Here is a 22,144-nt window from a genome sequence, read left to right on the forward strand (position 1 = left end):
ACGTTCGACCGTGTAATCAATCCATTGCGTTGATATCTCTGTTCTTCGTTTCCGGCAGGAAGATCAGGCCGATCACCAGCGTGATCGTCGCAAAGACGATCGGATACCAGAGACCGTAATAGATATCGCCGGCGGCGGCGCTCATCGCGAAGGCCGTGGCCGGCAGCAGGCCGCCGAACCAGCCGTTGCCGATGTGATAGGGCAGCGACATGCCGGTATAGCGGATGCGAGTCGGGAAGAGCTCGACCAGAAGTGCGGCGATCGGGCCATAGACCATCGTCACATAGAGGACGAGGACGAACAGGATCGCGATCGTGCCGACCCAGTTGACGCGAGCGGGATCGGCCACCATGGCGAAGCTGCCGCCATTGGCGACGGTGTAAACCGCCATATCGGTGACGCCATTGGCCTCATCCGCCGTCAGCAGCTTGGTCTCGACCAGCTTGGCCGCCGGCACGGTTTCCTTCTCGCCGGCACGCACGGTATCGGCATTCAGTGCCAGTTCCGGATTGGCAGCGATAAAGGCGTCGAGCTTGGCATCGGGCACCTTGGCGGCGCCGCGCTTCAGCGGATAGCCGGCATCGTGGAGCGCGATGTTGACGCCCTTTTCGAAGGCGGCGGTCATGCCCTTGGCCTTGTCGCCGGCGGCGACGACGTCGAAGCTCGGGATCGTCTCGTTGCCGACTTTCACCGTTGCCGGCTGACCGGCGGGACCGGGCACGACGTCGTAAGGCACCGAGTTTTTGGTCAGGAAGGCGGTCGCCACGTCGCAGGAGCTGGTGAATTTCGACGTGCCGGTCGGGTTGAACTGGAATTTGCAATCCGAGGGATCGGCCGTCACCGTCGCGCGGATTGAGGCCTGAGCTTCGGCGAGCGCCGGGTTCGCTGTCCATGTCATCGCCTTGAACAGCGGATTATAGGTTACCGCCGCGATGAGAAGGCCCGCCATGATGATCGGCTTGCGGCCGATCTTGTCGGAAAGACCACCGAAGATGACGAAGAATGGCGTGCCGAGGAAGAGCGCGATAGCGACCATGACATTGGCCGAGAAAAGATCGACCTTCAGCACGTTCTGCAGGAAGAACAGCGCATAGAACTGGCCGCCGTACCAGACGACCGCTTGGCCCATGGTGGCGCCGAGAAGCGCGATGAGCGCGATTTTGGCGTTCTTCCATTGCCCGAAGGCTTCGGTCAGCGGCGCCTTGGAGCCCTTGCCTTCCGCCTTCATGCGCTGGAACGCCGGCGATTCGTTCATCTTCAGACGGATCCAGACGGAAATACCGAGCAGGACGACCGAGACCAGGAACGGAATGCGCCAGCCCCAGGCGGCGAATTGAACCGGACCCATGAGAGACTGAACCACGATGATGACGATCAGCGATAGGAACAGGCCGAGCGTCGCCGTCGTCTGGATCCATGAGGTGAAATAGCCGCGGCGCCCGTTCGGCGCATGTTCGGCGACATAGGTTGCCGCACCGCCATATTCACCGCCCAGCGCCAGACCCTGAAGCAGACGCAGCGCGATCAGGATGATCGGGGCGGCGATACCGATGGTGGCGGCACCCGGCAGGATACCGACCAGGAAGGTCGACAGACCCATGATCATGATCGTCACCAGGAAGGTGTACTTGCGGCCGACCAGATCGCCAAGACGGCCGAATACCAGTGCGCCGAAGGGGCGCACCAGGAAGCCGGCGGCAAAGGCGAGCAACGTGAAGATGTTGCGCGTCGCCTCGGGATATTGGGTGAAATAGGTCGCGCCGATATAGGTGGCGAGCGAACCGTAGAGATAGAAATCATACCATTCGAAAACGGTGCCGAGCGAAGAGGCGAAGATCACCTTCTTCTCTTCGCCGGTCATCGGACCGGCCTTCGCGCCGTCGATGCTTGCGACATTTGCCATTGTCTGTCCTCCACAGAGTGATGAGCAACGCGCGCGACCTACTCTCCTCAAAGCAGACCCCTGGCCGCGACACGCCTGACGGGAGTGTGCCAGAAACGGCAGATCAAAAAGAGAGATGCTTTGGGATTATGACTTTAGTCTAAGGGCAGCGCGCTTTGGCAGGCAGCGGCGTCAGTCGGCCGTGGTTAGGCTCTCAGCGCCTGCGCCGGCGATTGCCGGTAGGCGAGCACCGCCGGCAGCGCGGCCAGGAGTGCGGCAAAGGTGAGCAGCACCGCCGCAAGCCCAGCGTCTTCATGGGCGAAGCTGACCGGCATCGCGATGCCGCTCGTCTCCGAGAACATGCCGGACAGGGTCAGCGCCGCAGCATAGCCGAAGGAAAATCCGAGCCCGATGCCGACTGCCACCAGGAAGAAGAATTCCAGCCAGGCGATGCCGAAAATCGCGCCGCGCGGAGCGCCGAAAGCCCGAAGCGCGCCGATCTGGCGGCGGCGTTGGCCGATATGGATGACCGTGACCAGCACCAGCGAGGCGGCGACGAGCGCTTGCGCGCCGGCGGCGACCGCGACGAGGATCTGTTTGGCGTTGCCGAGCGTGGCATAGAGATTGGTCAGCACCTCGCCGGGAAAGACGGCGACGGTATTGCTGTTGCGATATTCTTGCCGCAGCTTGTAGGCATCGGAGATGGTCTTCGGCTTGACGAGAATGGCGGGAAGGCCGGGAGCATCCGTAGCCCACTTCTCGTCGATGACGGCATCCGGGTCGATTTCGCCGTGATGCTCATGCCCATCGTGACCAGCGCCTTCGTGCTCATGAGCCTGTCCGGCCTCGGATTCATGCGCCTCCGCCCCCAGACCATGAATATGCCAGACGGCTTGGATTGGAACGAGAATGGCCCGGTCCCAGGCCGTGCCCGTCGGCCGCAAGCGCCCGGTGACGTGATAAACGAGTTCGGTATGGGTTTCGCCGCCTTCTTCCGCCGAACCGTGCATCGGCTTGATCTCGGCCCCGAGCGAAAGGCGGACGGCGGAACCGACCACCGCCTCGCCCTCGCGGGCAAACGCCTTGCCCTCCGCGAAGCCGCCGGACAAGTTCTCCGCCAGTATTGCCGTCGTGCCGACGATCGGATAGCCGGAGAAGGAATCGCCGAAGCCGATCGGCGCGGCCCAGTCGACGCGGGGATCGGCGGCAAGCCCGGCCAGCACGTCGCCCGGCATCAGCGGCAAGGGCGAGGGCTGCAGGAAGACGGAGGACAGCACCAGCTGCGTCTCGCTGCCGCCGGCGCCGATGACGAGATCGAACTTGTCGGCGGCCCGCGCGCTACCGAGACGAAGCGCCCGCTCCTGCAGCACGACGCAAACGCCGAGCGCGGTCGCCAGCGCCACCAGCAGCACGACCACCAGCGAGCCCGCCCAGAGGCGGCGAAGATCGGAAAGGATGAAGCGGATCATGCAGCCTCTCCCGCCATTGCCGCGGAATCGGCGCTGATCCGGCCGGAGCCGAAGGTGATGCGCCGGTCGAGCCGGCCGGCCAGGCGCTGGTCGTGCGAAACGACGATCAGCGTGCTGCCTTCGGCAATGGCGAGATCGAGGATGAGATCGCCGACAGCCTCACCGCTTTCGGCATCGAGGCTCGCCGTCGGTTCGTCAGCAATGATGACGCCGGGCTTGCGCAGCAGCGCCCGGGCGATCGCCACGCGCTGCATCTCGCCGCGCGACATGGTTTCGATCTTCTGGCCGGGGCGGGAAAGACCCACCGTGCCCAAAAGCGCATGCGCCCGCTCGGTGACATCGGCCGTGGCCGCACCCGCAAGCCGCGCCGGCAAAAGCACATTCTCCAGCGCCGACAGACCAGGGAAGAGATGAAATTCCTGCATGACCAGGCCGATATTGGCCGCCCGGAACCGATCGCGCCGGCTTTCCGAAAAGCCCGCAATATCCTCGCCGTTCCAACGGATGCAGCCTTGCCGCGTCCGCTCCAGCCCAGCAACGATATTGACGAAGGTGCTTTTGCCGGAGCCGGAAGCGCCTGTAATGGCGACCCTGCTGCCGGCATCGATCGACAGCCGGCCGATTGCCAGCACCGGCGAGGGCAGGCCTGGGAAGGTGACAGCAAGATTTTCGATAGTAAGAGCGAGCATATCGGTTCAGACGGCGGAATATTCGGCCTGGCGGACCCGCAGCAGGCTGACGAAGCCGGTTTCCGGATCCGTCCAGGAACCGTATTCCAGGGTACCGCGCACCTCGATCGTCTGGCGCGGCTGCACGAAGGTCTGCTTCTCCCCGAGATAGACGACGACGATATTATCAGGCCAGTCCGCATCGGAGGAGCAGAAGGGGCAGAGCGACATCGGCACTTCGGTGAGCACGAAGAACTGCGCCTCGGCTTTCAAAGGCGGCGCCATGAAGCCCTTCATGCTGATGTCCCGGCCGGCGAGGCGCTTCACCTTGTCGGAAAATTCGAGGCCGAGCACGCCGAACTTGCCGTAGAGCTCGTCGAAGGAGAGCGAGGCGTCGCCCGCGCGCACGGCGGAAGCGGCAAAGGGAAGCGCAACGGCGGCGGCGATCAGCCGGCGGCGGCTGAGATGCAGCGAAGAGAATATGTCCATTGCGACCTCCAGAAAGCAAATCCTGGCCGCTGAACGGCCAGGACAGTGATCGAAGAAAGCGGCAAGGCCGGCAAACGGCCTTGCGGGATCAGCTTCGGATCAGTTCGTCTGCTTGGCGCCGAGCGCGAAGGTGTCGGCGAGCACACGATAGACGTCGCTCTGTTCCATGTAACCATGGAACTCTTCCGAGCCTGGACCAGCCGACTGCAGGACGACGTCGTCGACCGCATGGACGCCGCTCTCGCTGCTCTTCGGAAGATTGCCCTGAACGAAGACGGCGCCGGGAACATCCTTGTACTGCTCGTTGGCGACATATTCCTTCTTTTCGTTCTGGACGGCCGGAACGAACGGGCCGTCGAGCTTCGGACGGAAGGTCTCGTAGTGATCGGGGCCGTTGTTGGCGCTCAGGAACAGGCGGCGGCTGACGTCGATCTTATCGGGATAACCGTCGCCGTTTTCGTCCTTGTAGTTCGGGAAGCCGGCTTCGGCATAGGTGCCGACCTTTTCGCGCATTTCCGTGCCCGGCTTCTCGTCATCGACGGTGCCGATGATCGATACGCCGTGCGTATGGTCGCCGGTGACGACGATCAGCGTATCGGGATGGGACTTCTGGAATTCGCGGGCAACGCCGATCGCCTGGTCGAATTCGATGGTTTCGACGACGGCGCGATCCCAATCGAGCGGATGGGACATCTTGTCGATCGAGGAACCTTCGACCATCAGGAAGAAACCGTCTGGATTCTTGGAGAGGCGGTCGAGCGCAACCTTGGTCATGTCGACGAGACCCGGCTGGTTCGGGAACTTGTCGACCGTGCCCTTCTTGAGGAATTCGCGGTCGAGCGTCACGTCCATATTGCCGGTGTGGAACAGGCCGAGGAGATTGCCTTCAGCAGATGCATTGGCGGCGAGCTCGTTCTTGTCGGTAGCAAGCTTGTAGCCGGCATCCTGGAACAGCTTTATGTAGTCCTGGTTGTCCTTGCGCTTGGAACCGGCGATCTCCTTGCCGAGGAAGTAGGCCGAACCGCCGCCGAGCAGGACTTCCGGCTTGACGTCGAGCAGCATGCCGACGACATCGGCCTTGTCGTTGCGGTTGCGGGTATGGGCAACGACGGCAGCTGGCGTCGCGTCCTCCACCTCAGCCGTCGCGACGATGCCGATCGACTTCTTCGTCGTGCGGCGAACGGCTTCTGCAAAGGTTTCGACGCGCGGGTCGTCGAGCGAGGCGGGCGTACGGTCTGCGTAAACGCCGATCGCGTTGACGGCCGTCTTGTGGCCGGTCATGTAGGCCGACATGGTGTTGGCCGAGTCCGTGGCAACCGCATTCGTCGCCGACGTGCCGACGAAAGCCATGCGATCGAGGTCGTCCATATTCAGCCGGCCGTTCGCCTTACCTTCGCTCATGCCCTTCGACATGATGCGGGCGGCGGTGCGGTGCGCGACCGAAAGACCGTCGCCGAGCAGGAAGATGATGTTCTTGGCTTTCGGCTGAGCCGCGGTTTCGTAAACGTTCCAGGTGACAGACTTCGTTTCGTCGCCGGCGGCGACTTCGATCTTGTAGTCGCCCGGAGCGGAAATCTTCAGGCCGCGCAGCAGCAGCGCCGAGCCGAGAGCCTTGTCATCCTTGCCCTTTTCCAGCTCGACGAACTGTGCCTCGCCGCCGAGGACGGTCTTGTAGTCCTGGCCGTTGACGGTGATCTTCACGTCTTCGGGCTTGACCTGCTTGTTGAGTTCGACCTTGAAATCGAACGGCGAACCGGCAAGAATCGTCGCGCGATCGAGCGGATAGACCGTCGTCGCCTGAGCGGCGCCCGCAAGGATGGTGCTGGCCGCAAAGGCGGCAAGAAGCGTACGCATGGAAAACCCCCGTTTTCGTTGCAGACATTGATGACTTGGCCGGGATACCTGCCGAGGATGACAGCGGCATGACAAAACGTCGCAGCACCGGGCCGCTGCTTTCGCGCCCTGCTTCGAGCGCAAAAACCTTGACTCCTGTGGAAAACCTTTTAAGAGCAACAGCGGAAAAGGAATCTCCATGGTTCGCGACGAACACGCCATTGCTGCATGCAATGACCGGGCACAGGTTGCCGGGGTGGACATTGCCGTTCCGGTTTCTGCCAAAACCAAGGCCAAAACGACGACGAAAACCGTCTGACGTCTCTGGCCTGCCGCTCTCTCCCCGGCTCGGCTGGGGACAGGAAGACGCGATCCGTCGCGCCTTTCCCCTCACCGGACAAGAGGAGAGAAGAGAAAGAGAGCTTGAGAAATGGGTTTCAAAGTAGCAATTGCGGGAGCGACCGGAAATGTCGGCCGGGAGATGCTCAACATCCTCTCCGAACGCGGCTTCCCCGCCGATGAGGTCGTGGCGCTCGCCTCCGCGCGTTCGCAGGGCACCGAGGTTTCCTATGGTGACCGGACGCTGAAGGTCTCCAACCTGGAGAATTACGATTTTTCCGACACCGATATCTGCCTGATGTCGGCCGGCGGCGAGATCTCGAAGAAGTTCTCGCCGAAGATCGGCCAGCAGGGCTGCATCGTCATCGACAATTCGTCGGCCTGGCGTTACGACGCCGACGTGCCGCTGATCGTGCCGGAAGTGAATCCGGATGCCATCAGCCAGTTCACCAAGCGCAACATCATCGCCAATCCGAATTGCTCGACCGCCCAGCTGGTGGTGGCGCTGAAGCCGCTGCACGACTTCGCCAAGATCAAGCGTGTCGTCATCTCGACCTACCAGTCGGTCTCCGGCGCCGGCAAGGACGGCATGGACGAGCTCTTCAATCAGACGCGCGCCGTCTTCGTCGCCGATCCGATCGAGAACAAGAAGTTCACCAAGCGTATCGCCTTCAACGTCATCCCGCACATCGACGTCTTCATGGAAGACGGCTACACCAAGGAAGAGTGGAAGGTGCTGGCCGAGACGAAGAAGATGCTCGACCCGAAGATCAAGGTAACCTGCACCGCGGTGCGCGTGCCGGTTTTCATCGGCCATTCGGAATCGGTTAACATCGAGTTCGAAAACGAGATCACCGCCGACCAGGCGCGCGACATCTTGCGCGATGCACCGGGCTGCCTCGTCATCGACAAGCGCGAGAACGGCGGCTACATCACGCCGTATGAATCCGCCGGCGAGGACGCGACCTACATCTCGCGCATCCGGGAAGATGCGACGGTCGAAAACGGCCTCAACATCTGGGTGGTCTCCGACAATCTGCGCAAGGGCGCGGCATTGAACGCGATCCAGATCGCCGAGCTGCTGGTCAATCGCGGCCTTGTCAAGCCGCGCAAGCAGGCCGCCTGATACCATTTGTAAACCATAAGATGCTAAAGCCCTGCTCGGTGAGCGGGGCTTTTCCGGGCAAAGTGGGGTTTTCTCAATGCGCATGACAAAGTTATTTCTGGCGGCCGCTGCGGCAATGGGCATTCTCCATGCGGTACCGGCGTTCGCGCAAGGACCGCAATGTGGCAATACCAGCGCCGGCTTCGACGCCTGGGTCGCCGATTTCAAACAGACGGCAGCGGCCAACGGCGTCAGCCAGTCGGTGCTCAGCCGCGCCTTCGCCAACGTCAACTACAACAAGCCGACGATCGCCGCCGACCGCGGCCAGAAAAGCTTCAAACTCTCCTTCGACGCGTTCATGCAGAAGCGCGGCGGCGCCGCCGTCATCTCCCGCGGCCGCAGCATGAAGGCTGCCAATCAGGCGCTTTTTGCCTCGATCGAGCGCCGTTTCGGCGTTCCGGCCGGCCCGCTGATTGCGATCTGGGGCATGGAGACCGGTTTTGGCAGCTATATGGGCAACCAGCATACACTCTCGGCCGTTTCGACGCTCGCCTATGACTGCCGCCGTTCGGACTATTTCACCGACCAGCTCTATGCCGCGCTCCAGCTCGTCTCCGAGGGTTATCTGAGCCCGCAGGCCAAGGGTGCCGCCCATGGTGAAATCGGCCAGACGCAGTTTCTGCCGCGCAATGTGGTGCGCTTCGGCGCCGACGGCGATGGCGACGGTCGCGTCGACATGGTCGGTTCCCGCGCCGATGCGCTGGCCTCGACGGCGAATTTCCTCAAGGGCCATGGCTGGCGCGCCGGCGCCGGCTATCAGCCGGGAGAGCCGAACTTCGTCGCTATCCAGGGCTGGAACGCCGCCAGCGTCTACCAGCAGGCGATTGCCTACATCGGCCAGCAGATCGACGGCGGCAGATAAGCCTTCTCTAGTCAACGATCCCCCGAAACGCCGCTGCAATGCGGCGTTTTTCATAGGCGGGAATCAAAACCGCCGCCGGACACTGTCTTGCGGCGTTCCTCCTGCGTCGGCACGACCGGCCCCGAAACGACGCAGTTGCGGCCGGAGGCCTTGGCGGCGTAGAGCGCCAGGTCTGCACGTTTGACAAGGTCCTCGAAGTTCCGGCTTGCGCCGTCGTTTGCCCGGCCGGCGCATCCGAAACTCGCCGTCACCTTGAGAATCTCGCCGCTTTCCAGGGGGATTTCCGCCGCCTCGATCGCCAGCCGCACACGCTCGGCAACGATTGCGGCATCGTCAGGGGTCGAATCCGGCAGGAGCGCCAGAAACTCCTCGCCGCCATGGCGCACCAGTAGATCGAAGGAGCGGAAATTCTCGCGCGCGACGCCCGCGACATGCCGGAGCACGGCATCGCCGGCATCATGGCCGTTGACATCGTTGATCTTCTTGAAATGATCGAGGTCAAAGAGCACGACGGAAATCCAGCGCGATCCGTGCTCGGCCTGCGTGAGAAGGGCCGAGGCGGCGAACTCGAAGCCGCGCCTGTTGTAAAGACCGGTCAGGAGATCGGTCTGGGCCGCGTTGCGCAACTCGCCGACCAGCGTCTCCCGGTCCGTTGCCAGCCGGTCGATCAGGCGCAGGCCCCTTGCCGCCAGCAGCATCACCAATGTCGCGAGAATGAGCAGGCCGGCGCACAGCGCCAGGATCCGCGTCAGATGCAAATGCGAGCGCGTCGAAAAATTTTCGCCGGTCTCGTGAATATCGCTCGCCGCCTCGATCATTTTCTGCTGCAGGAAAGCCATGCGTTCGCTCTGTGCGGCCGCCCATGCGTCGCGCACGGCGCCCGCCGGCCGCGATCCCGCGAGGATGGCATCGGTGATCGCATTCGCCTTCACCTGGTCGCGGTGACCGAGATAGGTGGCGATGTCGCGCACGATCGGCGCCGCCGAATGAAAGACCATGTGATCCATGCCCTCACCGAGCATGACCTTGCCCTGCATGAACTGCTCCACCGGAAATCTGGCGGAAACGCCATGGTCGAGGTAGCGGCTGCCGACGCCGGTAATCAGCCTTTCGCCGTAATAGGTCAGCATGATGCCCATCAGCTGGTTGGATTTCTCAAGCAGCACCGGATCGCTGATCAGCGGCGACAGCGCATCGACCACGGCAAGCTGCTTGAGAGCTGCGTACCAGTAGATGGACCCGGGATCGCTGCCGAAATAGCGGCCCTGGTCGACGGCGCTGCGCGCGGCGACGATGCGGCTATAGGCAAGGCTGAGAATCGACAATTCTTCCACAAGCCCGGCGTCGAGCATATCGCGGGAGGGCAGGCTGGCGTAGAAGGCAAGGCGCTCGTCGTCGAGTGTCGCCCGACTTTGCTTCATGTCGGCGGCGGTCTTGCTGCTGGGATGGGCGAGATAAAGGCGGGTGGCGCCGATTTCACTCAGGATCTCCGTGGCGGCGATGGAGCCGCCGCGGGCGAGCACATCGGCGAACTGCCGGTCTTTCTCGAGATCCCTGTAGTGCGTGACTGAAGCCCGTATGACGACGACGCCTTCAATGAGCATGAAGACGAAGGGCAGCAGAATGGCGGCCAGGATAACCCTTTTGATGGTCTCGAACTTCATCGCCAATCGCCACGGTGATCAAAACGTCGGTCGTGCGCGACCAATTGGCGGCAATCTTAGCAGCAATTCTTAATAAACTGATAAAGCGGCAGATCCCTAGATTTCGGGACGGATAAAGTCTCGTGTCTCGGCATCCATCACCCAGAGTTCGCCGGTCGAAATATCGAACCATGCGCCATGGAGATGCATTTTTCCGGCTTCCTCGAGCGCCTTGATGTCGGGAAAGCTTCTGAGATTGTCGATCGAATTGCGGATCGACACACGCTCCAGCGCTGTCTGCCGCTCGGCCGCCGTCATCACGTCATTGCTTTGGATCTGCTCGGCGGCGGGCTTGACCAGCGACATCCAGCGGCCGATGAAATCGCCCGGCGACAGCGGCTCGGCATTCGGATCGAGCGCTGCGCGGATGCCGCCGCAGCGGCCATGGCCCATCACGACGATATCCGAGACCTTCAGCGCCTGCACCGCAAATTCGAGCGCGGCCGACGTCGAATGGAAATGTCCGTCCGGCTCGTAAGGCGGCACCATGTTGGCGACGTTGCGGATGACGAAGAGCTCACCCGGGCCGGCATCGAAGATCAGCTCCGGCGCCGCACGCGAGTCCGAACAGGCAATGACCAGCGTACTGGGGCTCTGACCGTTTTCGGCAAGCAGCCGATACCTGTCGCGGGCGTCGGCATAACGCCCGTTCATGAAGTTGCGGTAACCGTCCAGAAGGGAATTTGGAAAACGCTGCATGCTTCTGGATTAGCGCGCGCGGCAGACAATTTCAACTGCTGCAATGCAAAATGAACGCGTCGGCATATGCGTCATTTTTTCCGCCGCTGCGCCGGGTGAACGAGCCGGCGCATCTGCACCATCGCCATCGGCGTCGAAAGGCTGGAAGCATCGCTCGCCAGCATCAGCTCGTTGCTGCCACGCTTGACGGCGCGCGCTAGCACTTCGAAGACGCTGGCGGTGGCAAGCTGCAGCGCCTTTTCGTCCTCGAGACCGGAAAGCAGGCGCGACAGGAAGACGGCGGCCAGCAGGTCACCGAGACCATTCGGCGGGTTTTCGACGACGCGGTGCTCGGCAAGAAGCGCGTGACGGCCGGACAGATAGAGGTTGCCGGTACCGCCCGCCATCATCGGCACCGCCGAGGTGACGAGCATGCGCGACGGCCCCAGCGCCAGCGCCGCCTCCATGATCGCGCTGTTGTCTTCAAGCGCGGCCCCGGAAAGCCATGCGAGTTCGTAGCGGTTCGGCGTCGCCAGCGAGGCGAGCGGGATGAGATGGTCGCGAATGGCCTCGGCGGTCGCCTCCGGCACATAGAGGCCGCCGAGATCGCCCATCACCGGATCGCAGACATAGAGCAGCTCCGGATTATCCTGCCTGAGCGCGGCGATCAGCCGGGCGACGGAGCGCGCCTGGGCGGCATTGCCGAAATAGCCCGAAAGCACCGCCTTGACTTCGCCGATCCAGGGCGCCCGGATCAGATCGTCGATCGCCGCGTCGAAATCCTCTTCCGCAAATGTCAGCCGCGTCGAACGGCCATGGCCGGGATGCCAAGGCAGCACGATGGTCGGCAGCGCCCAGACGGGGTGGCCGAGCGTCTCCAGCGCAAAGACAGCCGCCCGGTTGCCGACCGAGCCGCGCACCACGTGGCTGGAGATGACGATGATTGCGCCCGCTGCATTTTCCGACATGATACAAGATCCGAATGATGACCGGGTTTGATGATATTTTTGACGCCGCGCTGTCAACCATTCTTCACGTGAGCATGAAAATGTGCAGGGGAAGAGAAATCAAAAGCGGGGCCGTTTCGTTCGTTTTGGCCACGAAAACGGAAAAATCCCTGACAATTTCCCATTTCCTGCGTCAAAAAAGCATCAAAACCATCCCCTAGGCCCCCATTTTAGAGATTTTTTCGAAGAATCTTCTGCTAGCTTGCAGAAAATCAGTCCATTGCGGGAGGCGATTCATGGCTGCCAGAAATAATCCGAAACGGGAAAAGCAGATCGAAAGCGCGCGCAAGGTCGCCAAGGCGACGGGCGAGGCGCATCTCGATCCGGAAATTCTCTTCGGACGGGCGAGCAATGACGATCTCGAACTCTATACGCCTGAGATGCTGGCGCTCTCCGCCGTGCATTCGGCAAGGGAACTCGCCGCCTGGAACGGCAAGGCGCCGCGCGTCAGCATCGACGCCATTGCCGATGTGGCGCCTGAGGGGATTGCCGTGTCGGTGCTTTCGGTCACCGACCGGAACATGCCCTTCCTGTTTGAATCGGTCATGGGCGAAGTGACCAGCACCTATCGCGACCTGTTCATGGCCGTGCATCCCATCCTGGTCATGGAGAAGGGCAAGGCGCCAGCGCTCTATTCCGCCGATCACCCGAGCGACCCGGCCAGCCGCGTCAGCCATATCCAGCTCCATATTGCGCCGCTCAATTCCGCCCAGGCCGCAGATCTCGTCAAACGCGTTGAAACCGTGCTCGAACAGGTCCGTCTGTCGGTCTCCGACTGGAAGCCGATGCTTTCCAAGATCGACGGCGTGATCGCAGAGCTTTCCGCCAATGGCGCCAGCCGGAAAAAGGCCGATCGCGATGAGGCCGTCGCCTTCCTGACATGGCTGCGCGACGAGAATTTCACCTTCCTCGGCATGCGTGAATATGTCTATTCCGGCAAGGGTGCCGATGCCAAGGTTGAGCGAGACAAGGGTGCGGGCCTCGGCATGCTCTCCAACCCCGACGTTCTGGTGCTGCGCACCGGCAAGGACGCCGTGACGACGACGCCGGAGATTCTTGCCTTCCTCGACGGCCCCGACTTCCTGATCGTCACCAAGGCGAATGTGAAATCCATCGTCCATCGCCGGGCCTATATGGATTATGTCGGCGTCAAACGCTTCGACGCCAGCGGCAACGTCACCGGCGAGCTGCGCATCGTCGGCCTCTTCACCTCGACGGCCTATACGTCGCTCGCCTCGGAGATCCCGCTGCTGCGTTCCAAGATCGAGAAGGTGAAGGAGCATTTCGGCTTCGACCCGATGAGCCATTCCGGCCGCATGCTCGACAACACGCTGGAATCCTATCCCCGCGACGACCTTTTCCAGATCGACACCACCCTGCTTGCCAGTTTTGCCGAGCAGATCAACGACCTGGCCGACCGCCCGCGCGTGCGTGTCCTGCCGCGCATCGACCATTTTGACCGCTTCGTCTCGGTGATCGTCTACGTGCCGCGCGAGGAATACGACTCGATCGTCCGTGAGCGGATCGGCGCCTATCTGAAGACTGTCTATGACGGTCGCGTCTCCGCCTATTATCCGGCTTTCCCGGAAGGCGGCGTGGCGCGCGTGCATTTCATCATCGGCCGCTCCGGCGGCAAGACGCCGCGCATTCCGCAGGCAAAGCTCGAGCAGGTGATCCGCGAGATCACCGCCCGTTGGGACGACCGTTTCGAGGCGCTGGCCGGAGCCAAGGCGCCGAAGATCTCGGTCGACCAGGCCTTCCAGGATTCCTTCACGCCTGAAGAAACCGTGGCCGATCTCGCCGATATCGTCGCTTGTGCCGCAGGCGAGCCGCTTCGCATCCAGTTCTACCATCGCCAGGAAGATGAGAGCCGTACGCTCTCGCTGAAAATCTTCCACGCCGGCGGCCAGCTGGCGCTGTCGCGCCGCGTGCCGCTGCTTGAGAATCTCGGCTTCAATGTCGTCAGCGAACGCACCTTCGACATCGAAGTACCGGCCACGGACGGAGAACCGAAACTCGTCGTGCTGCACGACATGGAGCTCGAGGCCCGCAATGGCGGCGACATCGACCTGCAGCGTTACGGCGCCGCCCTCGAGGAAGCCTTTGTCGCCGCCTTCGCCGGTACGATCGACAATGATAGCTTCAACCGGCTGATCCTCTCGGCCGGGCTCTCGGCGCGCGAGACGAACGTGCTGCGCGCCTATGCGCGTTACCTCCGCCAGGCCGGCATCGCCTATTCGCAGGATTATATCGCCACTACGCTCGACAAATATCCCGGTGTCGCCGCCGCCATCTTCAGGCTGTTCCACGACACGCTAGATACAAGGCTTTCCGAAAAGGTCCGCGTCAAGAAACTTGCCGAGCTGCACCAGGCGATCGAGACCGAGCTGGCCGATGTGCCAAGCCTTGACGACGACCGCATCCTGCGCCGCTACGTCAATATCGTCGATGCGACGCTGCGCACCAATTATTTCCAGAGGAATCCGGATGGCTCGCCGAGATCGATGCTGGCCTTCAAGCTCGATCCGCATCTGGTCGACGGGCTGCCGCAACCCAAACCCTTCCGCGAAATGTTCGTCTATGGCGTCGAAGTCGAGGGCGTGCACCTGCGCTTCGGCAAGGTGGCGCGCGGGGGGCTGCGCTGGTCGGATCGCGCCGAGGATTACCGCACCGAAGTGCTTGGCCTCGTCAAGGCGCAGCAGGTGAAGAACGCGGTCATCGTGCCGGTCGGCGCCAAGGGCGGCTTTTATCCGAAGAAGCTCCCCGTCGGCGGCAGCCGCGACGAGATCTTCAATGCCGGCCGCGAGGCATACAAGACCTATATCCGCACACTGCTGTCGATCACCGACAACATCTCGGGGACCGAGATCGTGCCGCCGAAGGACACGGTCAGGCTCGACGGTGACGACCCCTATTTCGTGGTCGCCGCCGACAAGGGCACCGCGACCTTCTCCGACACCGCCAATGCGCTGGCGCAGGAAGCCGGTTTCTGGCTGGACGACGCCTTCGCCTCCGGCGGCTCGGCCGGTTACGACCACAAGAAGATGGGCATCACCGCCCGCGGCGCCTGGGAAACCGTCAAACGCCATTTCCGTGAAATAAACATCGACATCCAGACGACGCCCTTCACCGTCGCCGGCGTCGGCGACATGTCAGGCGACGTCTTCGGCAACGGCATGCTGCTCTCTCCGAAGATCCGGCTGATCGCCGCCTTCGATCACCGCGATATCGTCATCGATCCCGATCCCGATATGGAAAAGACGCTGGCCGAGCGCCAGCGGCTCTTCGATCTGCCGCGCTCGAGCTGGCAGGATTTCGACAAAAGCGTGCTTTCCAAGGGCGCGATGATCATCTCCCGCGCGGCGAAGTCGGTCACGCTGACGCCGGAAGCGGTTGCCGCGATCGGTATCGACAAGGCTGTCGCCACGCCCTTCGAAATCATGACGGCGATCCTGAAAAGCCCGGTCGACCTGCTCTGGTTCGGCGGCATCGGCACCTATGTGAAAGCACCGTCCGAAACCGACGCCGAAGTCGGCGACCGTGCCAACGACCCGATCCGCATCACCGCGGCGGAAGTGGGTGCCAAGGTGATCGGCGAGGGCGCAAATCTCGGCGTCACCCAGAAGGGCCGCATCGCCTACGGCCTCAAGGGCGGGCGCTGCAACTCCGACGCCATCGACAATTCGGCCGGCGTCAACACCTCGGACGTCGAGGTCAACATCAAGATCGCGCTGGCGGCCGCCATGCATGACGGGCGCCTGACACGGGCAAAACGCGACCAGCTTCTGTCTTCGATGACCGGCGAAGTGGCGACCCTGGTGCTGCGCAACAATTACCTGCAGTCGCTGGCGATCTCGCTGACCGAACGCAAGGGCACGGCAAACGGCCTGGAGCTTGGCCGTTTCATGAGCGTGCTCGAGGCCGCCGGTCAGCTGAACCGCAAGGTCGAGACTTTGCCGGACGAGCAGACGCTGGCCGAACGCTACACCGCCGGCAAGCCGCTGACGCGGCCGGAAATCGGCGTGCTGGTATCCTATGCCAAGATCGTGCTCTTCGATGCGCTGGCCGCCAGCGATCTGCCGGATGATCCCTATTTTACCACGACGCTTTTGAATTATTTCCCCGTCAAGATGCAGAAGTCGAACGCCGGCGATATCGCCGGTCACCGCCTGAAGCGCGAAATTGTCGCGACGGTGCTTGCCAACGAAGCGATCAACCGCGGCGGGCCGAGCTTCACCGTTGCGATGATGGACGCGACAGCGGCTTCGGCACCGGAAGTGGTGCGGGCGGCGATCGTTGCCCGCGACGGTTTCGACCTGACTAGGCTCTGGGCCGAAACGGATGGCCTCGACGGCCGGATATCGGGCGAGATGCAGAACCGCATCTACGAGGAAATCAGCCACAGCTTTACCGTCTTGACGCGCCTGCTCCTGAAGACCGCCATGACTAAGTCTGATATGGCCGAGGTGATTAGCCGGCTGCAGGCTGCCCTGAAGAAACTGAAGCCTGCCTTCGCCGAACAATCGGCCGGCGACGCCGCTGCCCGCCAGGCCGAATACGCCCAGGCGGGCGTGCACGAAAAACTCGCAGCCGAGATCGCACATCTCCACAGCTTCGCGCTGGTGCCTGAGATCATGCAGATCGCCGAGCGCACCGGCGAGCCCTTGGTGCGCGCCGCCGAAAACTACTTCGCGGTATCGCAGACTTTCAGGATTGCCCGGCTGCTGGCGGCGGGTGGGCGGATCCTTACCTCCGACCATTACGAGAATCTGGCGCTTGCCCGCAGCATCGACCAGATTGCCAGCGCAAGGCGCGACATCGTCATCTCGGCGCTGTCCGATCACGGCAAGGAAAAGCTGCCGGTTCAGGCCTGGCATGCCCAGGACCGCGTTCGCATCAACCGGATCGTCGAGGAGCTTTCGAGCCTCAGCGACGGCGGCGATCCCAACCTTGCGCGTATTACCGTTGCTGCAGGTATCCTGACCGATCTTGCGCGCGACCGGGTGAGGTGAGACAGTCCGCCGAAAAAGGAGCGGATGTTGAATCGCATCGACTGGACAGGAACACAGCCGCCGAAGGCCACGGAGAAGGGCATCTGGGGGTGGATGTTCTTCGATTGGGCAGCCCAGCCCTTCTTTACCGTGGTCACCACCTTCATCTTCGGTCCCTATTTCGTCTCCCGTCTGACCGATGACCCGGTTTCCGCGCAGACGACGTGGAGCAACATGGCGACGATCTCCTCGGTGATCATCGCCCTGCTCTCGCCGATCCTCGGCTCGATCGCCGACCAGTCCGGCGCGCGCAAGCCGTGGATCGGCTTCTTCGCGGTCATCAAGATCGCGAGCCTTTTCTGCCTGTGGTTCGCAGCCCCAGGCTCGCCGGTTCTCTATCCCGTTATTTTCATGATCCTCGCCTCGATCTCGGCCGAGTTTTCGATCGTCTTCAACGATTCGATGATGCCGCGCCTGGTCGCCAAACACGAGGTCGGCAAGCTCTCCAACACTGCCTGGGGGCTCGGTTATCTTGGCGGCATCATCGTGCTGATAGCCGTCGTCACGCTTTTGGCGGCAAGCCCGGAGAGCGGCAAGACCATCCTCGGCCTCGATCCGCTATTCGGTCTCGATCCTCAAACCGGAGAGGATGCGCGCATCACCGGGCCGATCTCGGCGGTCTGGTATCTGATCTTCATCCTGCCGATGTTTTTCTTCACGCCGGATGTCGGCAGGGGCCTGCCCTTCGCCACTGCCGTCCGCGCCGGCCTGCGCGAACTGAAAAACACGCTTGGCGAACTCAAGGAGCGCCGCGGCATCCTGAAATTCCTCATCGCCCGGATGATCTACCAGGACGGCGTCAACGGTCTGCTGATCCTCGGCGGTGTCTTCGCCGCCGGCATGTTCGGCTGGGCAACGATTGAGATCGGCATCTACGGCATCATCCTGAACGTCGTCGCGATCTTCGGCTGCCTGATCGCCGGCCGCATCGACAAGGGCGTCGGTTCGAAGGTGACCGTCGTCATCAGCCTCACCATGCTGCTTCTCGCCACCATCGGCATCATCTCGACCGGACCGGGTTATACGCTGTTCGGCCTTCTGCCGCTGCCGACGACGGATTCCGGCGGCCTCTTCGGCACCGCTGCGGAAAAGGCCTATATCCTTTACGGCCTGTTGATCGGGTTCGCTTTTGGACCGGTCCAGGCCTCGTCGCGCTCCTATCTCGCCCGCAGCGTCAGCCCTGAAGAAGCCGGCCGCTACTTCGGTATCTACGCGCTTTCGGGGCGCGCCACGAGCTTCATGGCGACACTGCTCTTTTCGCTGGTGACCTATATGAGTGGATCACCGCGGCTTGGAATGGCCACGCTGATCCTGTTTCTCGTCGGCGGACTGGTGCTGCTCGTCCGCACGCCCTATCCGGCCGATCGGGCATAGACGCCCAATTAGTGCCGGAAGTGGCGCATGCCGGTGAAGACCATGGCGATGCCATGTTCATTGGCGGCATCGATGACCTCCTGATCGCGCATCGAGCCGCCCGGCTGGATCACCGCGGTCGCGCCTGCGGCAATCATCGACAGGAGACCATCGGCAAACGGCAGGAAGGCTTCGGAAGCAACCGCCGAACCCTTTGTCATCGGCACCGCAAGGCCGAGCGCCTTGGCGGCCTCTTCGGCCTTCAGCGCCGCGATGCGGGCGGAATCGACGCGACTCATCTGGCCGGCGCCGATGCCGGCCGTCTGGCCGTCCTTGGCATAGACCACGGCGTTCGATTTCACATGTTTGCCGATCTTGAAGGCGAACTTCATATCCTCGAGTTCCTGCGCCGTCGGCGCACGCTTGGTGACGACCTTGAGCTCCAGGTCCTCGACCATGCCGTTGTCGCGGCTCTGGACCAGCAGGCCGCCGGAAACGGTCTTCGCCGTCAGGCCGGCCGCACGCGGATCGGGCAGGCCGCCGGCAGAGAGCAGCCGCAGGTTCGGCTTGCGGGCGACGATCGCCTTCGCTTCCTCCGTCACAGCGGGGGCGATGATCACCTCGGTGAAGAGCTTGACGATCTCCTCGGCGGTTTCGGCATCCAGCGTTCGATTGAGCGCGATGATGCCGCCGAAGGCGGAAACGCTGTCGCAGGCGAGCGCCCGCTGATAGGCCTCGACCAGGCTCGACCCGGTGGCCACGCCGCAGGGATTGGCATGCTTGATGATGGCGCAGGCCGGCGCCTTTTCGGGCAGGAACTCGGCGACCAGTTCGTAGGCGGCATCGGTATCGTTGATGTTGTTGTAGGAGAGCTGCTTGCCCTGCAGGAGGGCAGCCGTCGACACACCCGGGCGCTTCTCGCCGGTCACGTAGAAGGCGGCCTTCTGGTGCGGGTTTTCACCGTAGCGCATCTCTTCCTTCAAAGCACCGCCGATAACGCGGTGACGCGGCGTGTCGATCGACAGCGCTTCGGCGAACCAGTTGGAAATCACAGCGTCATAGGCCGCGGTGCGGGCATAGGCCTTGGCGGCCATGCGCTGGCGGAAGGCATAGGCGGTCTTGCCCTCATCTGCGGAAAGCTGGTCCTTGAACTCGGCATAATCGTTGGGATCGGTCAGGATCGTCACATAGGCATGGTTCTTGGCCGATGCGCGGATCATCGCCGGGCCGCCGATATCGATATTCTCGACGGTTGTGGGATAATCGCCGCCAGCCGCCCGCACTTCCTCGAAAGGATAGAGATTGATGACGGCGAGGTCGATGGCCTCGATGCCGTGCTGTTTCATCGCCTCCTGGTGTTCGCTATCGTCACGGATCGCCAGCAGGCCGCCATGCACCGTCGGATGCAGCGTCTTGACCCGCCCGTCCATGATCTCGGGAAAACCGGTAACGTCGGAGACATCGGTAACGGCAAGGCCGGCGGCGGCGATGGCTTTGTATGTGCCACCGGTCGACAGCAGCCGCACGCCTTTGGCAGACAATGACTGGGCGAGCTCGACAATCCCGGTCTTGTCGAAGACGGAGAGGAGGGCGGTCTTGATTTCGACCTTGTCGGGGGCGGGGATCTTCTTGGAAATGACGGCCATGAAACCTTCTCCGTTCGGGCTTCGGGAGACATCCGCTTGGGTTGGAGCAGGATTCGGATTTCAGGCCGGCTCGGGCCTAAGACCATCCTGCTCCAGGACGCTCGCATTGTGAGGCCGCGTTAGCACAGCTTCGCCGCCGCGCAAACAGGTGCTATCCCTTGCGGGACAAAAACCAACGGATTTCCGTCTTCTCGGCAAGATCGAAGTCGATTTCGATCTGGTCCGAACCGCAAATGCCGGAGCTGTCGGCAAAGAAGATATCCTCGGTGATCAGCACTTCATTGCCGGGCGCGGAAAACTGCCAGCTTTCGCCGTCCGGCGCCGTCAGCAGCACGGACTCCCCGTCGCTTTGATGCAGGACGATGGAGGGATGGATATGAAACCGGGCGACGGCCTTCAGAGGCTCGTCATGCGCATATCCCTCCCGGACGACGAGCCGGTCGTGGCCGGTCACGATCGAGCCTGCGGCATTGAGTGTCAGCTCTCGTTCGTGCAGCACCCCGAACGCCCTGAGATAACCGTCATGGCTGAGCTTGATGCCGTCGCGTCCGTCCTCGGTTTCGGCACGCTCGACCGTAACGGTCCTTACTGGTTCGGTGATCGCGTGATTGAGGAAGGGCGAGGGGGAAAAGCGGCTGGACGAAGTGTCGTTCAAAATAACCGTCGAATGCGCCGCTGTCGTGCGCGCCATCTGGACATAGCGGTGCCCGGCAAATTTCGGCGAGCCGGAATTGACGATGAAGCGGTGGCGGCCGGACGACATTTCGAAGGAGAGGCTGCCGGCATGCACGGTCCGCAGCCCGCCTCCCGAAGGCGGCGTGCCGGCATCGGCGATGATCACGGTCTTTCCCCCGGAAAGCCGCTGATAGCGCGACTGCGGCAAGGCCTTGAACGGCTGGCCGGCGGTCTCGTCATATCTGAGCACCGAGATCAGCTCGTTTGCCAGCGTCGAGGTCGCCCCGTTGAACAGCGCCAGATCCCCATCCTGATGGCGAAAGAACCGCAATGCCGGATAGATGCGGTCGATGCCGGAAATCAGCTTCTGCGGCAGGTCATGGCCGAGATTGACATAGGTTTGCCGCAGCGGCAGCAGATCGAGCAGCAATTCCAGGCCGACGCGCGGATTACGCGAGATATGGCCGCCATCCGGCAGAATCTGGCTATCGAATTCGCGGTCGAGCGCCTGCGCCGCCCTTCGGAGCGTCGACGCACGGACAGGCATGGCGACGGAGGCCATGGCGAGCGCGATACGCAACCGAAACAGCTCCAGGCCGCCGAGCGTATAGGGCGCCATGCGGTGCAGGAACCTCACCTGGAATGCCAGCGACTTCATGAAGCGGCGATAGAAACCGCGGTCGGCATTATGCAGCACCACCGGCGAATGCGAGAGCCAGGCAATGACGCGCTGTGCGGTGACGTCGATCTCCCATGCAATCCCGTCCATCCGGCCGGCATGGAGGGAAAGCCAGCTGTCGACGATCGCGCGGGCGGCGGCCGAATTGCGCTCCGTCTTGTTCGCCCGCATATGCCGCAGCCAGCCGAAGCTGTGAAGGCGGGTCGCGAAGGGGCGCGACGGCAGGGTGAAGGTGAAGGGTGACTTTCCACCCGTTTCCAGCATGCGCCCGGCCAGCAGAAACCGGCCGTTGAGGATCTCGTCGGCCACATGCGAATCGATGCTGCGGAGATCGGTCGGGGCGACGATCAGACGCTCGGGCACGTTGATGGAATGGCGGAAGAGTTTTAGGCGCAGCAACGCGACGCGGCGCAAGGCGCGCCGCCAAGCCTCCCGAACATACATGCTCGCAAAACGCCGACCGGACTGCATATTCTATTGTCTATTGACCCTCGTGGTTAAGAATAGGTGAAAAGCGGCCGATTTCATCGCCCACAATGAATTAATTCGTAACAATGTTCGAATATACGCAAATTAACGTGCTTCACCGCGCGGTCACGCGCGGATGTGAAGCCTCTTCCATGGGCGGATGCGCCGCAACGGGCG

General features: G+C 62.4%; 14 protein-coding genes and 1 pseudogene. 5 read left to right on the top strand and 10 right to left on the bottom strand.

Annotated elements, in window-relative coordinates:
• Positions 1–16: 16 nt before the first annotated feature.
• From AMK05_RS22100 to AMK05_RS22120, 5 genes are all read right to left on the bottom strand, one after another.
• Positions 17–1,903, bottom strand: coding sequence for an MFS transporter (locus tag AMK05_RS22100; protein WP_064841186.1), 1,887 nt, complete (start codon positions 1,901–1,903; stop codon positions 17–19).
• Positions 1,904–2,088: 185 nt separating this feature from the next.
• Positions 2,089–3,351 (bottom strand): FtsX-like permease family protein, encoded by a 1,263-nt coding sequence (locus tag AMK05_RS22105; RefSeq protein ID WP_064841188.1) that lies wholly within the window; start codon positions 3,349–3,351, stop codon positions 2,089–2,091.
• A complete protein-coding gene (locus tag AMK05_RS22110; RefSeq protein WP_064841189.1) occupies positions 3,348–4,040 on the bottom strand; it encodes an ABC transporter ATP-binding protein in 693 nt (230 codons plus the stop codon). The genes AMK05_RS22105 and AMK05_RS22110 overlap by 4 nt, the downstream gene beginning before the upstream one ends.
• A gap of 6 nt (positions 4,041–4,046) precedes the next feature.
• Positions 4,047–4,508, bottom strand: coding sequence for a hypothetical protein (locus AMK05_RS22115; protein WP_064841191.1), 462 nt, complete (start codon positions 4,506–4,508; stop codon positions 4,047–4,049).
• 99 nt (positions 4,509–4,607) lie between these two features.
• On the bottom strand, positions 4,608–6,362 hold the full coding sequence (locus AMK05_RS22120; RefSeq protein ID WP_064841192.1) for an alkaline phosphatase: 1,755 nt from the start codon (positions 6,360–6,362) through the stop codon (positions 4,608–4,610).
• A gap of 68 nt (positions 6,363–6,430) precedes the next feature.
• Between AMK05_RS22120 and AMK05_RS35320 the strand changes: the two are divergent.
• The 3 genes and pseudogenes from AMK05_RS35320 (at position 6,431) to AMK05_RS22135 (ending at position 8,707) form a co-directional block, all read left to right on the top strand.
• Positions 6,431–6,660: pseudogene (locus AMK05_RS35320) on the top strand (hypothetical protein).
• A gap of 111 nt (positions 6,661–6,771) precedes the next feature.
• Complete coding sequence (locus AMK05_RS22130; RefSeq protein WP_064841193.1) at positions 6,772–7,806, top strand: aspartate-semialdehyde dehydrogenase; 1,035 nt, start codon at positions 6,772–6,774, stop codon at positions 7,804–7,806.
• 76 nt (positions 7,807–7,882) lie between these two features.
• Positions 7,883–8,707: a lytic murein transglycosylase gene (locus AMK05_RS22135; protein ID WP_064841194.1), complete on the top strand. Its 825-nt coding sequence runs from the start codon at positions 7,883–7,885 to the stop codon at positions 8,705–8,707.
• A 50-nt stretch (positions 8,708–8,757) separates the two neighbouring features.
• Here the strand turns inward: AMK05_RS22135 and AMK05_RS22140 are convergent, their stop codons facing one another.
• From AMK05_RS22140 to pdxY, 3 genes are all read right to left on the bottom strand, one after another.
• A complete protein-coding gene (locus AMK05_RS22140) occupies positions 8,758–10,371 on the bottom strand; it encodes a GGDEF domain-containing protein (protein WP_064841195.1) in 1,614 nt (537 codons plus the stop codon).
• Between the two features lie 96 nt (positions 10,372–10,467).
• A complete protein-coding gene (locus tag AMK05_RS22145) occupies positions 10,468–11,109 on the bottom strand; it encodes a carbonic anhydrase (protein ID WP_049733256.1) in 642 nt (213 codons plus the stop codon).
• Positions 11,110–11,180: 71 nt separating this feature from the next.
• The gene (pdxY, locus tag AMK05_RS22150; RefSeq protein WP_064841196.1) at positions 11,181–12,056 is read right to left on the bottom strand and encodes a pyridoxal kinase PdxY; all 876 of its coding nucleotides are present in this window, start codon (positions 12,054–12,056) and stop codon (positions 11,181–11,183) included.
• 275 nt (positions 12,057–12,331) lie between these two features.
• Here pdxY and AMK05_RS22160 point away from each other — a divergent pair, with 275 nt between their 5' ends.
• Positions 12,332–17,107: an NAD-glutamate dehydrogenase gene (locus AMK05_RS22160; protein ID WP_064841197.1), complete on the top strand. Its 4,776-nt coding sequence runs from the start codon at positions 12,332–12,334 to the stop codon at positions 17,105–17,107.
• Between the two features lie 24 nt (positions 17,108–17,131).
• Positions 17,132–18,520, top strand: coding sequence for an MFS transporter (locus tag AMK05_RS22165; protein ID WP_064841198.1), 1,389 nt, complete (start codon positions 17,132–17,134; stop codon positions 18,518–18,520).
• An 8-nt stretch (positions 18,521–18,528) separates the two neighbouring features.
• Here AMK05_RS22165 and purH read toward each other — a convergent pair whose 3' ends face one another.
• Positions 18,529–20,145 carry a bifunctional phosphoribosylaminoimidazolecarboxamide formyltransferase/IMP cyclohydrolase gene (gene purH / locus AMK05_RS22170; protein ID WP_064841199.1) on the bottom strand — a complete coding sequence of 539 codons (1,617 nt, stop codon included), beginning with the start codon at positions 20,143–20,145 and terminating at the stop codon, positions 18,529–18,531.
• A 151-nt stretch (positions 20,146–20,296) separates the two neighbouring features.
• Complete coding sequence (locus AMK05_RS22175; protein WP_064841200.1) at positions 20,297–21,970, bottom strand: heparinase II/III family protein; 1,674 nt, start codon at positions 21,968–21,970, stop codon at positions 20,297–20,299.
• Between the last annotated feature and the right edge of the window lie 174 nt (positions 21,971–22,144).

Origin of the sequence: Rhizobium sp. N324, from assembly GCF_001664485.1 — a bacterium.
Classification (GTDB): domain Bacteria; phylum Pseudomonadota; class Alphaproteobacteria; order Rhizobiales; family Rhizobiaceae; genus Rhizobium.